The sequence below is a fragment of the Pseudomonas sp. GW821-FHT03C07 genome, from assembly GCF_059420925.1.
Genome location: NZ_JBWKUQ010000008.1, coordinates 121,732 through 141,401, shown reverse-complemented (window position 1 = coordinate 141,401; position 19,670 = coordinate 121,732). Strand labels below are relative to the sequence as shown.

17 protein-coding genes are annotated in these 19,670 nt (G+C 61.9%); 8 read left to right on the top strand and 9 right to left on the bottom strand.

Annotation, left to right across the window (positions count from 1 at the left end):
• Positions 1 to 3: 3 nt before the first annotated feature.
• From pstA to AC07VG_RS17500, 3 genes are all read right to left on the bottom strand, one after another.
• Positions 4 to 1,674, bottom strand: a complete 1,671-nt coding sequence (gene pstA, locus AC07VG_RS17510) for a phosphate ABC transporter permease PstA (protein WP_495021607.1) — start codon at positions 1,672 to 1,674, stop codon at positions 4 to 6.
• Between the two features lie 15 nt (positions 1,675 to 1,689).
• Complete coding sequence (locus AC07VG_RS17505; protein WP_495000301.1) at positions 1,690 to 3,723, bottom strand: ABC transporter permease subunit; 2,034 nt, start codon at positions 3,721 to 3,723, stop codon at positions 1,690 to 1,692.
• Between the two features lie 416 nt (positions 3,724 to 4,139).
• Complete coding sequence (locus AC07VG_RS17500; protein ID WP_495000180.1) at positions 4,140 to 5,138, bottom strand: phosphate ABC transporter substrate-binding protein PstS; 999 nt, start codon at positions 5,136 to 5,138, stop codon at positions 4,140 to 4,142.
• Positions 5,139 to 5,475: 337 nt separating this feature from the next.
• Between AC07VG_RS17500 and AC07VG_RS17495 the strand changes: the two genes are divergently transcribed.
• On the top strand, positions 5,476 to 6,534 hold the full coding sequence (locus AC07VG_RS17495) for a helix-turn-helix domain-containing protein (RefSeq protein WP_495021606.1): 1,059 nt from the start codon (positions 5,476 to 5,478) through the stop codon (positions 6,532 to 6,534).
• Complete coding sequence (locus AC07VG_RS17490) at positions 6,531 to 7,022, top strand: PIN domain-containing protein (protein ID WP_495021605.1); 492 nt, start codon at positions 6,531 to 6,533, stop codon at positions 7,020 to 7,022. Before AC07VG_RS17495 ends, AC07VG_RS17490 begins: the two co-directional genes overlap by 4 nt.
• A 20-nt stretch (positions 7,023 to 7,042) precedes the next feature.
• Here AC07VG_RS17490 and AC07VG_RS17485 read toward each other — a convergent pair whose 3' ends face one another.
• Positions 7,043 to 8,332 carry an MFS transporter gene (locus tag AC07VG_RS17485; RefSeq protein WP_495000183.1) on the bottom strand — a complete coding sequence of 430 codons (1,290 nt, stop codon included), beginning with the start codon at positions 8,330 to 8,332 and terminating at the stop codon, positions 7,043 to 7,045.
• 373 nt (positions 8,333 to 8,705) lie between these two features.
• Here AC07VG_RS17485 and AC07VG_RS17480 point away from each other — a divergent pair, with 373 nt between their 5' ends.
• Together AC07VG_RS17480 and AC07VG_RS17475 are read left to right on the top strand one after the other, a co-directional pair.
• The gene (locus AC07VG_RS17480) at positions 8,706 to 9,104 is read left to right on the top strand and encodes an acyl-CoA thioesterase (RefSeq protein WP_040071787.1); all 399 of its coding nucleotides are present in this window, start codon (positions 8,706 to 8,708) and stop codon (positions 9,102 to 9,104) included.
• A 51-nt stretch (positions 9,105 to 9,155) separates the two neighbouring features.
• Positions 9,156 to 10,058 carry a D-hexose-6-phosphate mutarotase gene (locus AC07VG_RS17475; RefSeq protein ID WP_495000184.1) on the top strand — a complete coding sequence of 301 codons (903 nt, stop codon included), beginning with the start codon at positions 9,156 to 9,158 and terminating at the stop codon, positions 10,056 to 10,058.
• A 141-nt stretch (positions 10,059 to 10,199) separates the two neighbouring features.
• Here AC07VG_RS17475 and AC07VG_RS17470 read toward each other — a convergent pair whose 3' ends face one another.
• The 5 genes from AC07VG_RS17470 to AC07VG_RS17450 form a co-directional block, all read right to left on the bottom strand.
• A complete protein-coding gene (locus AC07VG_RS17470; RefSeq protein WP_495000185.1) occupies positions 10,200 to 10,736 on the bottom strand; it encodes a DUF3299 domain-containing protein in 537 nt (178 codons plus the stop codon).
• An 80-nt stretch (positions 10,737 to 10,816) separates the two neighbouring features.
• Positions 10,817 to 11,062: a GlsB/YeaQ/YmgE family stress response membrane protein gene (locus AC07VG_RS17465; protein WP_495000186.1), complete on the bottom strand. Its 246-nt coding sequence runs from the start codon at positions 11,060 to 11,062 to the stop codon at positions 10,817 to 10,819.
• Between the two features lie 106 nt (positions 11,063 to 11,168).
• Positions 11,169 to 12,251 (bottom strand): 5-(carboxyamino)imidazole ribonucleotide synthase, encoded by a 1,083-nt coding sequence (locus tag AC07VG_RS17460; RefSeq protein ID WP_495000187.1) that lies wholly within the window; start codon positions 12,249 to 12,251, stop codon positions 11,169 to 11,171.
• A gap of 11 nt (positions 12,252 to 12,262) precedes the next feature.
• A complete protein-coding gene (gene purE / locus AC07VG_RS17455) occupies positions 12,263 to 12,754 on the bottom strand; it encodes a 5-(carboxyamino)imidazole ribonucleotide mutase (RefSeq protein WP_121135587.1) in 492 nt (163 codons plus the stop codon).
• Between the two features lie 387 nt (positions 12,755 to 13,141).
• A complete protein-coding gene (locus AC07VG_RS17450) occupies positions 13,142 to 14,059 on the bottom strand; it encodes a LysR substrate-binding domain-containing protein (RefSeq protein WP_495000188.1) in 918 nt (305 codons plus the stop codon).
• A 181-nt stretch (positions 14,060 to 14,240) separates the two neighbouring features.
• Here AC07VG_RS17450 and aspA point away from each other — a divergent pair, with 181 nt between their 5' ends.
• From aspA to AC07VG_RS17430, 4 genes are all read left to right on the top strand, one after another.
• Positions 14,241 to 15,665, top strand: a complete 1,425-nt coding sequence (aspA, locus tag AC07VG_RS17445) for an aspartate ammonia-lyase (RefSeq protein WP_495000189.1) — start codon at positions 14,241 to 14,243, stop codon at positions 15,663 to 15,665.
• Between the two features lie 397 nt (positions 15,666 to 16,062).
• Complete coding sequence (locus AC07VG_RS17440) at positions 16,063 to 17,508, top strand: alanine/glycine:cation symporter family protein (RefSeq protein ID WP_495000190.1); 1,446 nt, start codon at positions 16,063 to 16,065, stop codon at positions 17,506 to 17,508.
• Positions 17,509 to 17,641: 133 nt separating this feature from the next.
• Positions 17,642 to 18,646: an asparaginase gene (locus AC07VG_RS17435; protein ID WP_495021604.1), complete on the top strand. Its 1,005-nt coding sequence runs from the start codon at positions 17,642 to 17,644 to the stop codon at positions 18,644 to 18,646.
• Between the two features lie 591 nt (positions 18,647 to 19,237).
• Positions 19,238 to 19,633 (top strand): hypothetical protein, encoded by a 396-nt coding sequence (locus tag AC07VG_RS17430; RefSeq protein WP_495021603.1) that lies wholly within the window; start codon positions 19,238 to 19,240, stop codon positions 19,631 to 19,633.
• Positions 19,634 to 19,670 lie beyond the last annotated feature (37 nt).

Sequence of the window (19,670 nt, the reverse complement as noted above, 5' to 3'; positions counted from 1 at the left end):
TTATTAACTATCCAGCGCCTTGTACTTCTCGCGCAGGTGGTTACGGATCCATACGGCCGACAGGTTCAAGGTGGCGATCACCAGCACCAGCAACAACGCCGTCGCGTAGACCAGCGGGCGAGCGGCCTCGACATTCGGGCTCTGGAAGCCAACATCGTAGATATGGAAGCCCAGGTGCATGATCTTCTGGTCCAGGTGCAGGTACGGGTAGTTGCCGTCCACCGGCAGCGACGGCGCCAGTTTCACCACACCCACCAGCATCAGCGGGGCCACTTCGCCAGCGGCGCGGGCCACGGCGAGGATCATCCCGGTCATCATGGCCGGGCTGGCCATCGGCAGGACGATCTTCCACAGGGTCTCGGCCTTGGTCGCACCCAGGGCCAGCGAACCTTCGCGCACGGTCCGCGGAATCCGCGCCAGACCTTCCTCGGTCGCCACGATCACCACCGGTACCGCCAGCAGCGCCAGGGTCAGGGAGGCCCAGAGCAGACCCGGGGTGCCGAAGGTCGGTGCCGGCAGGGCTTCGGGGAAGAACAGCCGGTCGATGGAACCGCCCAGCACGTAGACGAAGAAGCCCAGGCCGAACACGCCGTAGACGATCGCCGGCACACCGGCCAGGTTGTTCACCGCGATGCGGATGATTCGGGTCAGCACGTTCTGCTTGGCGTATTCACGCAGGTAGACCGCCGCCAGCACGCCAAACGGGGTCACGATCATCGCCATGATCAGGGTCATCATCACGGTGCCGAAGATCGCCGGGAAGATCCCGCCTTCGGTGTTGGCTTCACGTGGATCGTCGCTGAGGAACTCCCAGACCTTGCTGAAATAGAAGCTCAGCTTGGTCAGCTTGCCCATGGCGTTCGGCTGGTAGGCGTGCACCACTTTGCCGATGCTGATTTCCAGTTCCTTGCCGTTGGCATCGCGGGCCGTCAGGCTGTCGCGGTTGAACTGGGTGTGCAGATCGTTCAGGCGGGCTTCGATGTCCTGGTAGCGGGCATTCAGTTCGGCGCGCTCGGTCGCCATGTCGGCTTGCGCGGTGGCGTCGAGACGGCCTTCCAGCTCCAACTTGCGGCTGTGCAGGCGAATCCGCTCGAGGCCGGCGTTGATGGTGCCGATATCGCTCTTCTCGAGCGTCTTGATCTGCGCCGCCAACCCGTTCACGCGCTGGACACGGGCCTGCAACTCGGGCCAGGCGGCTTCGCCTTCGGCAATCACCTTGCCGCTTTCCTTGAGGTTGACCAGGGTCCCGTAGAAGTTGCCCCACTCACGACGCTCGATAGTCATCAGCTCGGCCGGGGAGCTCTGGTCCTGCAACCACTCGCCGACGACCCAGGTGAAATCGTTGCCGTTCAGGTCACGGTTACCGACCTTGATCAGCTCCCGGGTCATGAACTCGGGGCCCTCATCCGGCACCGGCAAGCCGGCCGTCTTCAGGCGCGCGCGCGGCACTTCTTCCTTTTGTACCACCTCGCCGACCACCACCTGGTTGGTCTGGCCCGGTACGTTGTACTGGGCATGCACCAGGTCGGCCGGCCAGAAGTGGCCCAGGCCGCGCACAGCGATCACGGCCAGCAGGCCAATGGTCATGATGACCGCGATGGATACCGCACCACCGCTGATCCAGACGCCGGGAGCGCCGCTCTTGAACCAGCTGTTCAGGGAGTTCTGTTTCACAGACTTCTACCTTTCTTAAAGCGACGAGTATTTCTTGCGCAGACGCTGACGAATCAGTTCCGCGAGGGTGTTCATGATGAACGTGAACAGCAGCAGCACCAGCGCCGAGAGGAACAACACGCGGTAGTGACTACCGCCCACCTCCGACTCCGGCATCTCCACCGCGACGTTGGCCGCCAGGGTGCGCAGGCCTTCGAACAGGTTCATCTCCATGACCGGGGTGTTACCGGTGGCCATCAGCACGATCATGGTTTCGCCGACGGCCCGGCCCATGCCGATCATCAGCGCCGAGAAGATGCCCGGGCTGGCGGTCAGGATCACCACCCGCGTCATGGTCTGCCATGGCGTGGCGCCCAGGGCCAGCGAACCCAGGGTCAGGCCGCGTGGCACACTGAACACGGCGTCTTCGGCGATGGAGTAGATGTTCGGGATTACCGCGAAACCCATGGCCAAGCCCACCACCAGAGCGTTGCGCTGGTCGTAGGTGATGCCCAGGTCGTGGGAAATCCACATGCGCATATCGCCACCGAAGAACCAGGTCTCCAGGTGTGGGCTCATGAACAGCGAAAGCCAGCCGACGAACAGAATCACCGGAATCAGGATCGCGCTTTCCCAGCCATCCGGCACCCGCAGGCGCAGCGACTCGGGCAGGCGGCTCCAGGCGAAACCGGCCACCAGGATACCGATCGGCACGAGCATCAGCAGGCTGAAGATCCCCGGCAGGTGCCCTTCGACATACGGCGCCAGGAACAGACCGGCGAAGAAACCGAGGATCACCGTCGGCATCGCCTCCATCAATTCGATCACCGGCTTGACCTTGCGGCGCATGCCCGGGGCCATGAAATAAGCGGTGTAGATCGCGGCGGCGACGGCCAGCGGCGCAGCCAGGAGCATGGCGTAGAACGCGGCCTTCAGGGTACCGAAGGTCAGCGGCGACAGACTCAGCTTGGGTTCGAAGTCGGTGTTGGCGGCGGTCGATTGCCAGACGTACTTGGGTTCGTCGTAGTTTTCGTACCAGACCTTGCTCCACAGCGCGCTCCAGGAAACTTCCGGGTGCGGGTTGTCGAGGACCAGCGGCTGGATCTTGCCACCTTGCTCGACGATCACCCGGTTGGCCCGTGGCGACAGGCCGAACAGGCCCTGGCCGTCGACCACCTGGTTGACCAGCAGGGTCCGGTGCGCGGTGCTGTGAAACACCCCGAGCTTGCCGGAAGCGTCCATGGCGACAAAGCCCTTGCGACGCTCTTCGGCGGTGATTTCGACGATCGGCGCGGTGCCCATCTGGAAACTGCGGATAGGTTTCAGGCGTAGCTCGCCATCTGGATCGCGGGCCATGAACCACTGGGCCAGGCCACCGCTGGAGTCACCGATGATCAGCGAGATACCGCCCACCAGCTGGGTGCTGGCGGTCACTTCGGTATCGGCGCTCTCCAGCAGTTTGTAGCGACCGTTCAAGCTCTTGTCGCGCAGGCTGAATACATCGGCCTGGGCCCGCCCGTTGATCACATACAGCCATTGCTGGCGTGGATCGATATAGATCGCCTTGACCGGCTCGGTCATCTGCGGCAGCTCGATGCTGCGCTGCTCGCTGGTGACCTCGCCGGTCATCATGTTTTCTTCTTTGGTCAACGCCAGCACGTGCAGTTGTGCACCGGTGGAGCCGGCCACGACCAGGGTGGTGTCGGCGGCGTTGAGGTTCACATGCTCAAGCGCGCGGCCCTGGTCATCGAGACTGATCGGCACGTCGCCGTAGGGGTACTCGACTGCCGGGGAAATGGTTTTCTTGCCGTCCGGGTAGGTCACTTTATAAGTGTGACGGAACACCAGCGCCTGGCCATTGGACAGGCCGACAATCACCAGCGGGATTCCCGGCTGGTCCTTGCTGATAGAAGTCACCGTGGTGCCGGCTGGAATCGGCAGGTTGACCCGCGACAGCTCACTGGCGTCCTGGACATTGAAGAACAGCACCTGGCCGTTGTCGGAAACCCGCATGCCCACCTGGTTCTGTTCTTCCAGGGAGATCATCAGGGGTTTGCCGGCATCCTGGATCCAGGCCGGGGTAATGCTTTTCTCGGCGCTCAGCGAAGCACCCTGGAACAGGGGCAGGACCACATAGCCAAGAAAGAAGAAGATCAGCGTGATCGCACCGAGGACGGCGAGGCCGCCAATGAACACATACCAACGAGTCAGGCGATCTTTCAGCGCGCGAATACGGCGCTTGCGTTGCAACTCAGGCGTATTGAAATCAATGCGCTTGGGGGGAGAAGTCGTAGTCATGGTGGAATTGGCCAGATCGTTCATGCGCACACCCTAGCGGTCCTGTATGACAGAAAGATGACAATGCAGTGACGCACTGAAGCCGCCGCCCAGCAAGGCTGGCAGCGGTTTCGGAATGAGGGGCGCGGTCGATGGGGATCAAACCGCGCCTTGGTGTTGCTAGCGGGACTGGCGTCCCGGCTGAAGGCTTACTGCTTGGCGACGTTACCTTCGCTCAGACCCAGGTCAGCCAGTGCCTTGGCGGCAACCTTGGCTGGCAGTGGGATGTAGCCGTCTTTCACAACCACTTCCTGACCCTGCTTGGACAGAACCAGCTTCACGAACTCGGCTTCCAGCGGAGCCAGCGGCTTGCCCGGTGCCTTGTTGACGTACACGTAGAGGAAACGCGACAGCGGGTATTTGCCGTTCAGTGCGTTTTCTTCGCTGTCTTCGATGAACTCGGTGCTGCCTTTCTTCGACAGGGCAACGGTTTTCACGCTGGCGGTCTTGTAGCCGATACCCGAGTAGCCGATACCGTTCAGCGAGGAGCTGATGGACTGCACTACGGAAGCCGAGCCTGGCTGTTCGTTCACGTTAGGCTTGTAGTCGCCTTTGCACAGGGCTTCTTCCTTGAAGTAGCCGTAGGTGCCGGATACCGAGTTACGGCCGAACAGTTGCACTGGCTTGTTGGCCAGGTCGCCGGTCACGCCCAGGTCAGCCCAGGTTTTGACTTCGGCCTTGGCGCCGCACAGACGAGTCGAGGAGAAGATCGCGTCGACTTGCTCCATGGTCAGGTGCTTGATCGGGTTGTCCTTGTGCACGAACACGGCCAGGGCATCCACGGCGACCGGGATAGCGGTCGGCTTGTAGCCGTACTTCTGCTCGAAAGCCGCCAGTTCGGTGTCCTTCATCTTGCGGCTCATCGGGCCCAGGTTCGACGTGCCTTCAGTCAGGGCGGGGGGCGCGGTAGCGGAACCGGCGGCCTGAATCTGAATGTTCACGTTCGGGTATTCTTTCTTGTAACCCTCGGCCCACAAGGTCATGAGGTTAGCCAGGGTGTCGGAACCAACGCTGGACAGGTTGCCCGATACACCCGTGACTTTTGTATAAGACGGAATGGAAGGGTCCACACCAGCGGCGACCGCGTGGGCAGTTGCAACGCCAGCAGCGACAAAAGTCATTGCCGCCATCAAACGCTTCAGTTTCATGCCTTGCTCCTAGCAGAGAGGGATTGTTGGATCGGGCCCAAGTATCTGCAGGCCGTATGAACAGTCTATGACTGGTATATGACAGTTAGATGAATGGCCATCATGCGGAAAAAGGCTGGTTTTGAACGCAAAAGCGGGCCAAAGCCCGCCCCTACTGGACTCCGGCACCCTTCTCCGGGCGCCGGACGTGTCAACCTTGAAACAATTTGAAATCCTCTTCTTCTATATAGATGCCCAATCCCTATCACCTCCTCACTTCCATCAAATACATCTTGAAATGCTCGATAGGTTGACAAATTCAACATAAAATACAAAGTTGTCAACCCGAGGAAATCTTATGATCAGCGACCGAATCCGCCGTGCCCGCCTGCTGCGCGGCATGTCCTTGGAGGCCTTGGCGCTCCAACTGGGTGACATCACCAAGCAGGCTCTCAGCAAGTACGAGAAAGGACTGAGCACCCCGAACTCCACGCGCCTGCTGCAAATGGCTGCAGCCCTGGAGGTGAGCCCGGAGTATTTCTTCCGCGCGGACGCCATCCCGCTGGCCCCCCTGGAGTTTCGCAAGCTGGCGAAAATGCCCAAATACCGCCAGGTCCAGATAGAAGAGCAGATGCGCGAGTACCTTGAGCGCTATATCGCACTGGAAGAATGTTTCGACCCTCGGGAAATCCTGACGAACACCACTCCCTCCGGGATGATCGATGCCAGCTCGCTGGAAGAAGCGGAACAAGCCGCTCAGGCGCTGCGTGAGTTCTGGGGGCTTGGTGGCGATCCCATCTTCCACCTGACCGAACAACTGGAAGAGCACGGCATCAAGGTGGCCATGCTGCCGGGATCGGATGACTTCGATGGGGCGTGTGCCGCCACCGATGACGGCCACCACGTGCTGATTGCGTTGAATGCCGAGCGGCCCGGCGAGCGCATCCGATTCACCGCAGCCCATGAGCTCGGGCACTGGGTCATGCGGCTACCCGCCAACATGCCCGAGCAGGACAAGGAAAACTGCTGCCATCGATTTGCCGGCGCCTTCCTGTACCCAGCCAAGTGCGTCACCGGCGATTTTGGCAGCCATCCCCGCTCCAGGGTCCACCCTCGCGAGCTACTGATTGCCAAGCGTCACTATGGACTATCGATGCAAGCGGCGCTGCGCCGACTGAAGGACTTGAATCTGCTCAGCGAAAGTGGCTACAAGACCCTGACCATTCAATTCAGTGCCAATGGCTGGCGCAAGTCCGAACCCGAGCCCATGCCCTGTAAGCCTCCCCAGCGTTTCGAGTCGCTGGTGTTCCGTGGATTGGCGGAAGGTCTGATCAGCAAGTCCCGCGCGAGCGAGTTCCTGCGCCAGCCAGTGAGCAGCCTGGACCCCAACTTCCTGGGCCCGCTGGAGAGCCCATGAGCCTCATCTATATCAGCGATACGAACATCTGGATCGACTTCAGAAATGCCGGATTGCTGGAGCAACTGTTCAGGCTGCCCTTCACTTTTTGCTGTACCGACTTCGTACTTGAAGAGCTCAACGACTTCTCACACGAGCAACTGCTTGCCCATGGGCTGCGGGTCGAGTCATTCGATGGTGACGGCGTGATGCGCCTCTACACGCTCAAGGTTGAACATAACAACAGCTCTCTGGCCGATGTTTCCTGCTATCTACTCGCTCAGGAGACAGGGCGCCCACTGCTCACCGGCGATGGCCGGCTCAGACGCCAGGCCTTGCGCGACGGGCTACAAGTGCGTGGCGCACTCTGGCTGCTGGATCTTATGGTGGAACACCGTGTAGTGACATCTCAGGAAGCAGCCAACGCCCTGGAAACCATGACCGCGAGCGGCGCGCGACTGCCGGAGAAAGAGTGTCACTCCCGGATCAGTCGCTGGCGAGAAGACTGATCCGGGCTTTTAACAGCGACTCAACGCCCCTTCGACCAGAGATAACCGCCCACCAGCGCCCCCATACCGCAAATGATCGCCACATAGTAAGCCGGCCCCATCGGGCTTTCCTTGAGCAGCAGGGTGACCACCATCGGAGTCAGGCCGCCGAAGATCGCGTAGGCCAGGTTGTAGGAGAACGACAGGCCACTGAAACGCACCACCGCCGGGAACGCCTTGACCATCACATAGGGCACCGCGCCGATGGTGCCGACGAACAGGCCGCTCAGGGCATACAGCGGGAACAGCCACTCGGGGTGGGTGGGCAAGCTGCTATAGAAGGTCCAGAAGGTCACCATCAACCCCAGGCTACCGAACACGAAGACCCGGCCGGCACCGAAACGGTCAGCCAGCGCACCGGAAAGGATGCAACCCAGGGTCAGGCAGATCGTCGCCAGGCTGTTGGCTTCCAGCGATACGGTCGGGGCAAAGTGGTAGGCCGTCTGCAATACGGTCGGGGTCATCAGGATCACCACCACCACGCCGGCCGACAGCAACCAGGTCAGCAGCATCGAGACCAGGATCGCACCGCGGTGATCACGCAGCACCGCGCCCAGCGGGATGCCGTCGGACAAGGCCTTGCGTTGCTGCAACTCGGCGAACACCGGGGTCTCGTGCAGCCAGCGACGCAGGTACACCGAGAACAGACCAAACACGCCGCCCAGCAGGAACGGAATCCGCCAGGCGTAATCCGCCACTTCCAGCGGGGTATAAAGGCTGTTGATCAGGGTCGCCACCAACGAACCCAGCAGGATCCCGGCGGTCAGGCCCGAGGTCAGGGTGCCGCAGGCAAAGCCGATCTTGCGCTCCGGCACATGCTCGGCGACGAACACCCAGGCCCCCGGCACTTCACCGCCAATGGCCGCGCCCTGGACCACCCGCATCAGCAACAGCAGGATCGGCGCCCAGATGCCGATCTGCGCATAGGTCGGCAGCAAACCCATGATCAGGGTCGGCACCGCCATCAGGAAAATACTCAGGGTGAACATCTTCTTGCGCCCCAGCAGGTCGCCGAAGTGCGCCATCACGATACCGCCCAGCGGCCGGGCCAGGTAGCCGGCGGCAAAAATCCCGAAGGTCTGCATCAGACGCAACCACTCGGGCATGTCCGCCGGGAAAAACAGCTTGCCGACCACCGCGGCAAAAAACACGAAAATGATAAAGTCGTAGAACTCCAGCGCACCGCCCAGGGCAGACAGCGATAAAGTCTTGTAGTCGTTGCGGGTCAGCGGGCGCGCAGGTGGCGCGATATGGGTGGTCGCGGTGGTCATGGGCATCTCTTATTGGGCACGTCTATGAGCCACGCAAGGCACGGCTCAGGCTGTGGGCAGGTCTGGCACGATAGCAAATTGTTCGTAAAAGCACATGGATCGACGCATTCGCCGGGAAAAATGAGAACCCGGTGGTCGTCTCGCGGTCTATCGACCGATATACTCGTGTCCTGCGCCGGGTAAAACCCGCAGGCTAGAGGGGTACTGTGCGAAAACGCCGTTGGGGCCGAACCAGCCGCTTTCGCAGAGTTTCCCTTAGTGCGGCTTACGAGAAACGTAACGAACGTAGTATGTTCGGGCTGAATCGTTTTTCTTGAAGACGGCTATTCACCTGCAATACCAACGTAGCGTTACGGGTCAGAGGCACCCCGGCATGATCGAACTCGAACAAGAAGATCCTATCCCGCAAGGCGATCTCGCCCTGCAAATCACCGCGCTTCCGCGCGAAGCCAACGGTTTCGGCGACATTTATGGCGGCTGGCTGGTCAGCCAGATGGACCTGGCCGGCACCGCCATGGCCAGCAAAGTTGCCGGGGGCCGGGTCGCCACCGTGTCCATCGACCGGATGGCGTTCCTGGTCCCGGTCGCCGTCGGCGCACAATTGTCGTTTTATACCCATACCGAGGAAATCGGCCGCAGCTCGATGCGGATGATGGTCGAAGTGTGGAGCGACGATCCGCTGACCAGCGAATGGCGCAAGGTCACCGAAGCGGCGTTCGTCTTCGTGGCCATCGACGGCAGCGGTCGCACCCGCTCCGTGCCACGGCGTTAACCCGGCCGCCAGCGCGCAACCCGCTGCCATTCCCTGTCTTGCGAGAACACCATGACTACGCCCCATGTTGAAACGGTAAAACTGGATGAGCTGAACGGCTGGCGTATCCGCCACGGCCAGGCTGAATTGCTGGTGGCGCAACAAGGCGCGCAGATCCTCAGTTACCAGTTGGCCGGGCAGCCGCCGCTGATCTGGCTCAACAACGAGGCGGTGTTCAAGCAAGGCAAGGGCATCCGGGCCGGCGTGCCGGTGTGCTGGCCGTGGTTCGGCAACTTCTCGCGTAACCCGGACAGCGTGCAGGCCATGCGTCAGAGCAGCGACGCGCCCACGGCCCACGGCCTGGTGCGGACGCTGAACTGGTCGTTACAAGGCATCGAGGCCGAGGGTGATTCGGTAAACGTGACATTCAGCCTGCCGCTGCCCGAAGGTGGTCTGCCGGGCTGGCCGCACAAGGTCGGCCTGACTTTGCGTATCTGCCTGGGCGAGACCTTGCACGTCGAGCTCATCAGCGAAAACCAGGACGACCATCCGGTCAGTCTCAGCCAGGCGCTGCACACCTACTTCGCCGTCAGCGATGTACGTAATGTGCACGTCGAGGGCGTGGATGGCCTGACCTATATCGACACTGCAAATGACTGGAAGCAGGTCCGCCAGCAAGGCGAACTGCGCTTCGCTGGTGAAACCGATCGTATCTACCAGAATGCGCCTGCGCGGCTGAGCATTGTCGATCCGACCTGGGAGCGGCGTATCGAGCTGAGCAGCCAGGGCTCACATTCGGCGGTGATCTGGAACCCGTGGATCGACCGGGCCAGTCAGCTCACCGATATGGCTGACGATGGCTGGCAGAAGATGCTGTGCATCGAGACGGCGAACGTGATGGATGATGTGGTGACGCTCGCGCCGGGGGCCAGTCATACGCTGGCTGTGACTATCGGTAGTCAGCGCCTGGCTTGAGACCGCGTCGCGGCCTTCGCGGGCAAGCTCCGCTCCCACATTCGGCCTTGAGTCGCGCACAAAGTTTGCGTACGACACTGCCCTTGTGGGAGCGGTGCTTGCCCGCGAAAGCGATCTGACAGGCCCTGAAGATCCCCAGCCTTACAGATCCGACTCCTTCACCACCCGCACCTTCCCCGCATCCAGCGCATACGCCGCGTTGGCCAGGTCATTGCTGACCTTTTCGACCTTCAACGTGCCGGTCACCCACAGCGGCGTATAGATATCGTCCAGCTTCAGGCCCTTGGGATAACGCACCAGCACCAGTTGATTGGGGGGCGGGGGCGGCACGTGGATGCAGGCGCCCGGGTACGGCACCAGGAAAAACAGCGTGCTGCGGCCCTTGGCGTCAGTCTCCAATGGCACCGGATAACCGCCGATGCGGATGTCCTTGCCATCCATGGCCGCCACGGTCTTGGTCGAATACATCACCGCCGGCAGACCCTTGCTCTGTTTCAAACCACCCTTGGCGGTAAACGTACCGTCGCCCTCGGGCGAGTTGTGGGTGATTTCCGGCATTTGCTCAAGGGCTTTCTGGTCCGACTTGGGCATCAGTTCCAGCCAGTCGGTTTCCGGAAGTTCGCCGGCGTGAGCCAAGCCACTGCCCAGGAAAACAAGTGTCAAAAGAAGACGGCGCATGGGGAGACTCGAAAACAGAAAGGATGTCGCACATTCTAATCCTCTCCGCCATTGCGACGGAGAGGGTTTGGTCGCCTGGATCAGCTCTTCTTGATCAGGTTGTAGATCACCAGCAAGATAATTGCGCCGACGACCGCGCCGATAAACCCGGCGTTCTGACCCGCGTGATAGATCCCCACGGCCTGACCACCGTAAGTTGCCGCCAGCGAACCACCGATACCCAGCAGGATAGTCATGATCCAGCCCATGCTGTCGTCGCCGGGCTTGAGGAAACGCGCCACCAAGCCGACGATGAGGCCGATCAAAATTGTCCAGATAATGTGCATGGCATTTCCCCTAGTGAGTTCGCACAATCAAAGCCTAGTCAGCACTTTGACATCCTGCCATCAGAGGCCGGCGGCAACCGTAGGTTCCCGCCGGCACTGACTATCTTTATTCGCCGATCAATGCCTCGACCCGCAGGATCTGCTCCTGCAGCGTCGCCTTGTCCGCGCAACGCAGGGTCGCGTGACCAACCTTGCGGCCGACCTTGAAGGCCTTGCCATAGTGATGCAGATGACAATCGGCGATGGCGATTACCTGCGCCACTGGCGGGACTTCGCCGATGAAATTGAGCATCGCGCTTTCGCCGACCTTGGCGGTCGAACCCAGCGGCAGCCCGGCAATCGCCCGCAGGTGGTTTTCGAACTGGCTGCACTCGGCACCTTCGGTGGTCCAGTGCCCGGAGTTGTGGACCCGTGGCGCAATTTCGTTGGCCTTGAGACCACCGTCGACTTCGAAGAACTCGAACGCCAGCACGCCGACATAATTCAGCTGCTTGAGCACCCGGTCGGCATACTCTTCGGCCAGGGCTTGCAGCGGATGCTCGGTGCTGGCCACGGACAGACGCAGGATGCCGTTGTCGTGGGTGTTGTGCACCAGCGGGTAGAAGCAGGTTTCGCCGTCACGGCCGCGCACGGCGATCAGCGAGACTTCCCCGGTGAACGGCACGAAGCCCTCCAGCAGGCAGGCGACGCTGCCCAGCTCGGCGAAGGTGCCGACCACATCGGCCGCGCTGCGCAGGACTTTCTGACCCTTGCCGTCATAACCCAGGGTACGGGTTTTCAGCACGGCCGGTAGGCCGATGCTGGCGACAGCGACGTCCAGGTCCGCCTGGGACTGGATATCGGCGAAGGCCGGGGTGGGAATCCCCAGGTCCTTGAACATGCTCTTTTCGAACCAGCGATCACGGGCGATGCGCAGGGCTTCGGCGCTCGGGTAGACCGGCACGAACTGCGACAGGAAGGCCACGGTTTCCGCCGGGACACTTTCGAACTCGAACGTCACCACGTCAACTTCGTCGGCCAACTGGCGCAGGTGATCCTGATCGCCGTAATCGGCGCGCAGATGCTCGCCGAGGGCGGCGGCACAGGCATCCGGCGCCGGGTCCAGGAAAGCGAAGTTCATCCCCAGCGGCGTACCCGCCAGCGCCAACATGCGGCCCAACTGGCCGCCACCGATTACACCGATCTTCATCGTCATCAACCTCAGGCGACGCGTGGGTCTGGATTGTCCAGCACGCTGTCTGTCTGTTCTGCACGGAATTTCTTCAGCACGGCGTGGAAATGCGGGTGCTTGGCGCCCAGGATACTCGCCGAGAGCAGCGCGGCATTGATCGCGCCGGCCTTGCCGATGGCCAGGGTCGCGACCGGAATACCGGCCGGCATCTGCACGATCGACAGCAGCGAGTCGACGCCCGAGAGCATCGCCGACTGCACCGGCACGCCCAGCACCGGCAAGTGGGTCTTGGCCGCGCACATGCCTGGCAGGTGCGCCGCACCGCCGGCACCGGCGATGATCACCTCGATCCCACGGGACTCGGCCTCTTCGGCGTACTGGAAGAGCAGGTCCGGGGTGCGGTGGGCCGAGACCACTTTCACCTCGTAGGGGATGCCGAGCTTTTCCAGCATATCGGCGGTGTGGCTAAGGGTGGACCAATCGGACTTGGAGCCCATGATCACGCCAACCAGTGCACTCATCGTCGTGCCTCTTCTCTTGGGCGCCCGCGGGCGCGTCAAAAAACAACAAGCCACGCGGGAGACCGGCGTGGCTTGTCATACGAATCGGGGCCGGGCAAGCCGGCCGAAGGCCGCGCAGTATACCGAAAAAAGTGGGTTAAACGCACCTTTACCGACCATCTGTCGTTTGCCGGATTTCAGCCGCTAAAGGCCGGTTTACCTGACTTTCAGGTCAATCCAAAAACACCACAACCTCATTGTGGGAACGGAGCTCTTGTGTGGGAGCGGAGCTTGCCCGCGAAGAACGATGACGCGGTGTATCTGAAAGACCGCGCCGTCTTCTTCGCGGGCAAGCTCCGCTCCCACAACAGCCCGCCGGCAAGCCGGTTCCCACAGGTTATTCAGCGTTCAGATAGAACCCGGTGCCTGCGCCGCCGCGCCTTCAAGCTTGCGCCACAACAAACGCACGTTGGCCTTGCGCACCAGCGCACAGCGATACAGGCGAATCTCCAGCGGCACATGCCATTGCGGCCCGCCGCACACCACCAGTTCGCCCCGCGCCAACTCGGCCCGGACACTGAGGTGCGGCACCCAGGCAATGCCCAGCCCTTCAAGCGCCATGCTCTTCAAACTGTCGGCCATCGCGGTTTCATAGATCGTGGTAAAGCGCAGATTACGCTGGCGCAACAACAGGTTCACCGAACGCCCGAGAAACGCCCCCGCGCTATACGCCAGCAATGGCACGCTCACCTCGCCCTCCAGGTCGAACAGCGGCTGGCCATCCGGCCCCGTGGCACACACCGGCAACATCTCGGTCTGCCCCAGGTGCAGCGACGGAAAGATCTCCGCGTCCATCTGCAACGCCGCATCCGGGTCATAAAACGCCAACATCAGGTCACAACCGCCCTCGCGCAACGCGTGCACCGCGTCACCCACGTTGGTCGCCACCAGCCGCGTGGCGATATTCAGTCCTTCATTACGCAACTGCGCGATCCAGCGCGGAAAGAAGCCCAACGCCAGGGAGTGCGCCGCCGCCACTTGCATGACTTCGCCCTGCCCGCCTTCCAGGTGATGCAAGTGGCGCACCACCTCGCCCAACTGCTCGACCACCGTGCGCGCCGTCACCAGGAACAACTGCCCCGCCGCCGTCAGTTCGATGGGCGTGCGCGAGCGGTTGACCAGGGTCAGCCCCAGCGCCGACTCCAGGCTGCGGATCCGTCGACTGAACGCCGGCTGCGTGACGAAACGCCGCTCGGCCGCCTGGGAAAAGCTGCGGGTCGCCGCCAGGGCACTGAAATCTTCCAACCATTTGCTTTCGAGATTCATCGGCGCCTCCCACCATGCGCACCATTTTGGTTCACACGTCCGTCATACACAACGCGTCACATCCACATTATGCCGTTTGTGCATAGGGCAGTGCTGAACAGCATTGGCCCAAAAATTCCCTCAAGCCTAGCATTACCAACGTTCCGGCACCGACCGGGTTCTTATCGAGATGATTTCTATCATGTCCTCCGCTGCATCTTTCCGCACAGAAAAAGACCTGCTTGGCGTACTCGACGTACCCGGCGACGCGTATTACGGCATCCAGACCCTGCGAGCGGTACACAACTTCCGTCTCTCCGGCGTCCCGATCTCGCACTACCCGAAACTGGTCGTGGCCCTGGCCATGGTCAAGCAGGCCGCCGCTGACGCCAACCGCGAGCTCGGTCACCTGACCGAAGCCAAACACGCGGCCATCAGCGAAGCTTGTGCCCGACTGGTCCGCGGCGACTTCCACGAACAGTTCGTGGTCGACATGATTCAAGGCGGCGCTGGCACTTCGACCAACATGAATGCCAACGAAGTCATCGCCAACATCGCGCTGGAGGCCATGGGCCACAGCAAGGGCGAATACCAGTACCTGCACCCGAACAACGACGTGAACATGGCGCAGTCGACCAACGACGCCTACCCGACGGCCATCCGCCTGGGTCTGCTGCTGGGCCACGACGCCCTGCTCGCCAGCCTCGACAGCCTGATCCAGGCTTTCGCCGCCAAGGGTCAAGAGTTCAGCCACGTCCTGAAAATGGGCCGTACCCAGCTGCAAGACGCTGTGCCGATGACCCTCGGCCAGGAATTCCGCGCCTTCGCCACCACCCTGAGCGAAGACCTGGCCCGCCTGAAGACCCTGGCTCCGGAACTGCTGACCGAAGTCAACCTGGGCGGCACCGCCATCGGCACCGGTATCAACGCCGACCCGCGTTACCAGCAACTGGCGGTCGACCGCCTGGCAACCATCAGCGGCCAGCCGCTGGTACCGGCCGCCGACCTGATCGAAGCCACCTCCGACATGGGTGCCTTCGTGCTGTTCTCCGGCATGCTCAAGCGCACCGCGGTCAAGCTGTCGAAGATCTGCAACGACCTGCGCCTGCTGTCCAGCGGCCCGCGCACCGGGATCAACGAAATCAACCTGCCAGCGCGTCAGCCCGGCAGCTCGATCATGCCTGGCAAGGTCAACCCGGTGATCCCGGAAGCGGTCAACCAGGTGGCGTTCCAGATCATCGGCAACGACCTGGCCCTGACCATCGCGGCCGAAGGCGGCCAACTGCAACTGAACGTGATGGAACCGCTGATCGCCTTCAAGATCTTCGACTCGATCCGCCTGCTGCAACGCGCCATGGACATGCTGCGCGAACACTGCATCGTCGGCATCACCGCCAACGAAGCACGCTGCCGCGAACTGGTGGAACATTCCATCGGCCTGGTCACCGCGCTGAACCCCTACATCGGCTATGAAAACGCTACCCGGATCGCCCGCATCGCCCTGGAAAGTGGCCGTGGCGTACTGGAACTGGTGCGCGAAGAAGGCTTGCTCGACGACGCCATGCTCGCTGACATCCTGCGCCCGGAAAACATGATTGCTCCGCGTCTGGTTCCACTGAAGGCCTGACCTTCAGTGCCGGATTGCAACACGCTCACCAGGTCGAGGGACTAGACACCTCTCACCTTTTGAGGGCCTGAAGGTCACTCTTCAGGCCCTTTTTTTTACAACTGGAAGTGGGAAGAAGGCTCTACCTCGGCCCTGCCCTCACAAGAAATACCCTGCGCTTCGTCGTCTGTCCTACAAACCGGTACAGACGACTGCGGTGCTCATCGGTATAGTGCCGCCCCTCTTCGCGTAAGCGATCCGCGGTACAGCGGCACTGAAACACGCGAAACAACACTAAAAACAACCCGCGAAAGCTCGGGATGAAGTATCGCCAGCCCACACTGCCCAGTGTCATCGGGTGTAACGCGATATTTCAAACGAGCCGCCTTTGCATCAAAAAACAGCGAGGAACCACTCCATGCTTGAGGTCATCAACGACTTCCTCTCAGGGAAATTACTGATCGTGCTCATTGTCGGGCTCGGTAGCTACTTCACGATCCGTTCGCGGTTCGTCCAGTTCCGCCATTTCCGTCACATGTTCACGGTCTTCAAAGAGTCCCTTCGCGGTCAAGCAGGCCAACTGAGCTCGTTCCAAGCACTGATGCTGAGCCTCGCCGGCCGTGTTGGCGCCGGTAACATCGCCGGTGTCGGCATCGCCGTGACCCTCGGCGGCCCGGGCGCCGTGTTCTGGATGTGGGTCACCGCACTGGTGGGCATGTCCAGCAGCTTCTTCGAATGCACCCTGGCCCAGGTCTACAAGCGCGCCGATGGCGACGGCCTGTACCGCGGCGGCCCGGCTTACTACATCCAGCACGGCCTGAAGCTCAAAGGCATGGCGGTGGTGTTCTCCATTCTGCTGCTGGTCACCTACGGCTTCGCCTTCAACGGCCTGCAGTCGTACACCGTCACCCACTCGCTGCAGAACGCCTTCGGCTTCTCGCCGAACCACACCGGCATCGCCCTGGCCGTCCTGCTGGCGATCGTCTTCCTCGGCGGCATCAAGCGTATCGCTTCGGTTTCCGACCTGCTGGTTCCGGTCAAGACCCTGGCCTACATCGGCGTCACCCTGTACGTGATCTTCAGCCAGATCGAACACGTGCCGGCCATGCTGGAAACCATCTTCAAGAGCGCCTTCGGCCTTGACCCTGCGTTCGGCGGCCTGCTCGGCAGCGCCATCGTCATGGGTGTGAAACGTGGCGTGTTCGCCAACGAAGCCGGTCTGGGCAGCGCGCCCAACGTCGCCGCCGTGGCCGCCGTGAAGCATCCGGGCGCCCAGGGCGTGGTCCAGGCGTTCAGCGTGTTCCTCGACACCTTCGTGATCTGCACCTGCACCGCACTGCTGATCCTGCTGTCGGGCTTCTACACCCCTGGCTTCGAAGGTGACGGCATCGTCCTGACCCAGAACTCCCTGGCCGCCGTGGTCGGTGACTGGGGCCGACTGTTCGTCAGCGTCGCCCTGTCGCTGTTCGTCTTCACCTGCATCCTCTACAACTACTACCTGGGTGAAACCAGCCTGCAGTTCCTGACCCGCAACCGCGTCGTGTTGATGGTGTACCGCGCCCTGGTGCTGGCACTGATCGTATGGGGTTCGGTGCAGAATCTGTCGACCGTGTTCGCCTTCGCCGACATCACCATGACCTGCCTGGCTTTCGTCAACCTGATCGCCCTGGCCATGCTGTTCAAGATCGGCCTGCGCGTGATGCGCGACTACGACGAACAACGCCGCGCCGGCGTCGGCCAGCCAGTGTTCGACTCGAGCAAGTTCGCTGATCTGGACCTGGACCTCCAGGCCTGGCCAACCCCGAGTCAAGTAGCGCCACGCGAGCAAGATGCTGTCCAAGGCGTACCTGCCACGCAACGCTGATCGCCCCACCGGACGGTGCCCTGCCGTCCGCCGCGACAGAGATCAACGAGTGGCGCCCTGCCACTTGACGTGACACACCTTGCGCACGCAGGCATGCTGCGGCGCAAGGTGCATTCGTCCAGGAGAACCATCAATGACTTCCGCCTCTTATCCTGCCGCGCAGCACGTCATGGTGCTCTACACCGGCGGCACCATCGGTATGCAGGCCAGCGCCAACGGCCTGGCCCCGGCTTCCGGTTTCGAAGCGCGGATGCGCGAACAGCTCGCCGGCCAGCCCGGCCTGAGCGTGCCGGACTGGCGTTTTCGCGAGATGGCACCGCTGATCGACAGCGCCAACATGACCCCCGAGTATTGGCAGCGCCTGCGCGCGGCGGTGGTCGAGGCGGTGGACGCGCAGCAGTGTGACAGCGTGCTGGTGCTGCATGGCACCGATACCCTGGCGTATAGCGCGGCGGCCATGAGCTTCCAGTTGCTGGGCTTGCCGGTTCCGCTGGTGTTTACCGGCTCGATGCTGCCGGCGGGCGTGCCGGACAGTGATGCCTGGGAGAACGTCTGCGGCGCGCTGCTCGCCTTGGGCCAGGGCCTGGCGCCGGGGGTGCACCTGCACTTCCACGGTGAAATGCTCTCGCCGACCCGTTGCGCGAAGATTCGCAGCTTTGGCCGGCATCCGTTTGCGGCGTTGAACCGCAGCGGTGGCGGGGCCAAGGTGGAAGCTCTGCCGGCCCAGCTGGATTACCGTCAGGGCAAGCAACTGGCGAGCGTCGGCGTGTTGCCGCTGGTCCCGGGCATCGGCGCCGCGCAATTGGACGGCATGATCGACAGCGGCGTCCAGGCATTGGTGCTGGAGTGCTTCGGCAGTGGTACCGGGCCGAGCGACAACCCGGCGTTTCTCGCCAGCCTTGAGCGGGCGCGGGACAATGGGGTCGTGGTGGTGGCGGTCACCCAGTGCCATGAAGGTGGCGTCGAGCTGGATGTGTACGAGGCTGGCAGCCGTTTGCGCGGTGTCGGCGTGCTGTCCGGCGGCGGCATGACCCGTGAAGCGGTGTTCGGCAAGCTGCATGCTTTGCTGGGGGCGAGTCTGGAGCAGGCTGAAGTGCGGCGCTTGGTCGAGTTGGATCTGTGTGGTGAATTGAGCTGATGTAGAAGCCTCACACGGACTTCAGCCTGGCCGAGACTTGTGGTGAGCGGGCTTGCCCTAATGCCGTTCAGCTAAGGCCGAACACGGTCCTTGTGGGAGCAGAGCTTGCTCGCGAAGAGGCCCTTGAGACCGCTAAAAGCTTCGCGGGCAAGCACCGCTCCCACAGGTTAAGTGACGTTTTTAATATCCCATCCCCCTTAACTGAACAGCATTAGGGCTTGCCACAAGACCGCGCGCGACTGCAAATTTCCGTCACTGAACGGCACCCATACCAGACAAATCGCTTTTTCTTGAGCGACATTTCCTAGAAAATCCCAACGCCTTGCGCCTGTCCAGCCACGTGACTAGTCTTCGTTCGTCACTGCCCCATTGCAGTGAACGGGTTTAGCAGCTCGTGTCCAATAGGCGCACAACGCCTCCATTTTTCATGGCCGGCGTTTTTAATGCCCCCAGGTTTATGGTGGCTGTGCGTGGGGCACCTTAGGGTGCGCCGGTTTCCTATTGGCCGGTCTGCTAACCCGCGTACAGCTGCCACCCCCATCGTTTAGCAGCGATTGGTGTCGGCTCCCATGCGCCAATAGGAGTTACATCATGGACAAGCTAATCCCCGATCCGCCCAGCAGAGCCGCCCGCGCCCGGATCACCGCCATTCTCAAGAAAGCCAACGCCGACCTCTTGCAGGTGCTCAACAGCCAGCGTTACCAACCGCCGTTGCTGGCCGCCCTGAAAGAAACCGCCGCCCGCCCGGGCAGTATCAACGACGGCCGTCACCTCTCGCTGTTCAACGTGCAGGAAGGCATCAGTGCCGAGCAGGCGCTGATCCATGTGTCGCTGATGTTGCGCTGCGCCGAAGAAGTCTCCGATGAAATCACCGAATACGGCAGCGGCGTCGAGCGAGGGCTGATCTGGTCGATGATCCATTCGGTGGAAATGGCCCGGGCGGTGGTCGATGCGTTGCTGGCCGGGTCGCAGCCGACCCCGGCCTGAAACGCCCCCTCCTAGCTTTTGTGGGTGCGGAGCCTGG

Coding starts and splice junctions, on each gene's coding strand:
- AC07VG_RS17500 (WP_495000180.1), bottom strand. CDS start 5,138: ATGAAACTGAAGCGTTTGATGGCGGCAATGACTTTTGTCGCTGCTGGC.
- AC07VG_RS17495 (WP_495021606.1), top strand. CDS start 5,476: ATGATCAGCGACCGAATCCGCCGTGCCCGCCTGCTGCGCGGCATGTCC.
- AC07VG_RS17490 (WP_495021605.1), top strand. CDS start 6,531: ATGAGCCTCATCTATATCAGCGATACGAACATCTGGATCGACTTCAGA.
- AC07VG_RS17485 (WP_495000183.1), bottom strand. CDS start 8,332: ATGACCACCGCGACCACCCATATCGCGCCACCTGCGCGCCCGCTGACC.
- AC07VG_RS17480 (WP_040071787.1), top strand. CDS start 8,706: ATGATCGAACTCGAACAAGAAGATCCTATCCCGCAAGGCGATCTCGCC.
- AC07VG_RS17475 (WP_495000184.1), top strand. CDS start 9,156: ATGACTACGCCCCATGTTGAAACGGTAAAACTGGATGAGCTGAACGGC.
- AC07VG_RS17470 (WP_495000185.1), bottom strand. CDS start 10,736: ATGCGCCGTCTTCTTTTGACACTTGTTTTCCTGGGCAGTGGCTTGGCT.
- AC07VG_RS17465 (WP_495000186.1), bottom strand. CDS start 11,062: ATGCACATTATCTGGACAATTTTGATCGGCCTCATCGTCGGCTTGGTG.
- AC07VG_RS17460 (WP_495000187.1), bottom strand. CDS start 12,251: ATGAAGATCGGTGTAATCGGTGGCGGCCAGTTGGGCCGCATGTTGGCG.
- purE (WP_121135587.1), bottom strand. CDS start 12,754: ATGAGTGCACTGGTTGGCGTGATCATGGGCTCCAAGTCCGATTGGTCC.
- AC07VG_RS17450 (WP_495000188.1), bottom strand. CDS start 14,059: ATGAATCTCGAAAGCAAATGGTTGGAAGATTTCAGTGCCCTGGCGGCG.
- aspA (WP_495000189.1), top strand. CDS start 14,241: ATGTCCTCCGCTGCATCTTTCCGCACAGAAAAAGACCTGCTTGGCGTA.
- AC07VG_RS17440 (WP_495000190.1), top strand. CDS start 16,063: ATGCTTGAGGTCATCAACGACTTCCTCTCAGGGAAATTACTGATCGTG.
- AC07VG_RS17435 (WP_495021604.1), top strand. CDS start 17,642: ATGACTTCCGCCTCTTATCCTGCCGCGCAGCACGTCATGGTGCTCTAC.
- AC07VG_RS17430 (WP_495021603.1), top strand. CDS start 19,238: ATGGACAAGCTAATCCCCGATCCGCCCAGCAGAGCCGCCCGCGCCCGG.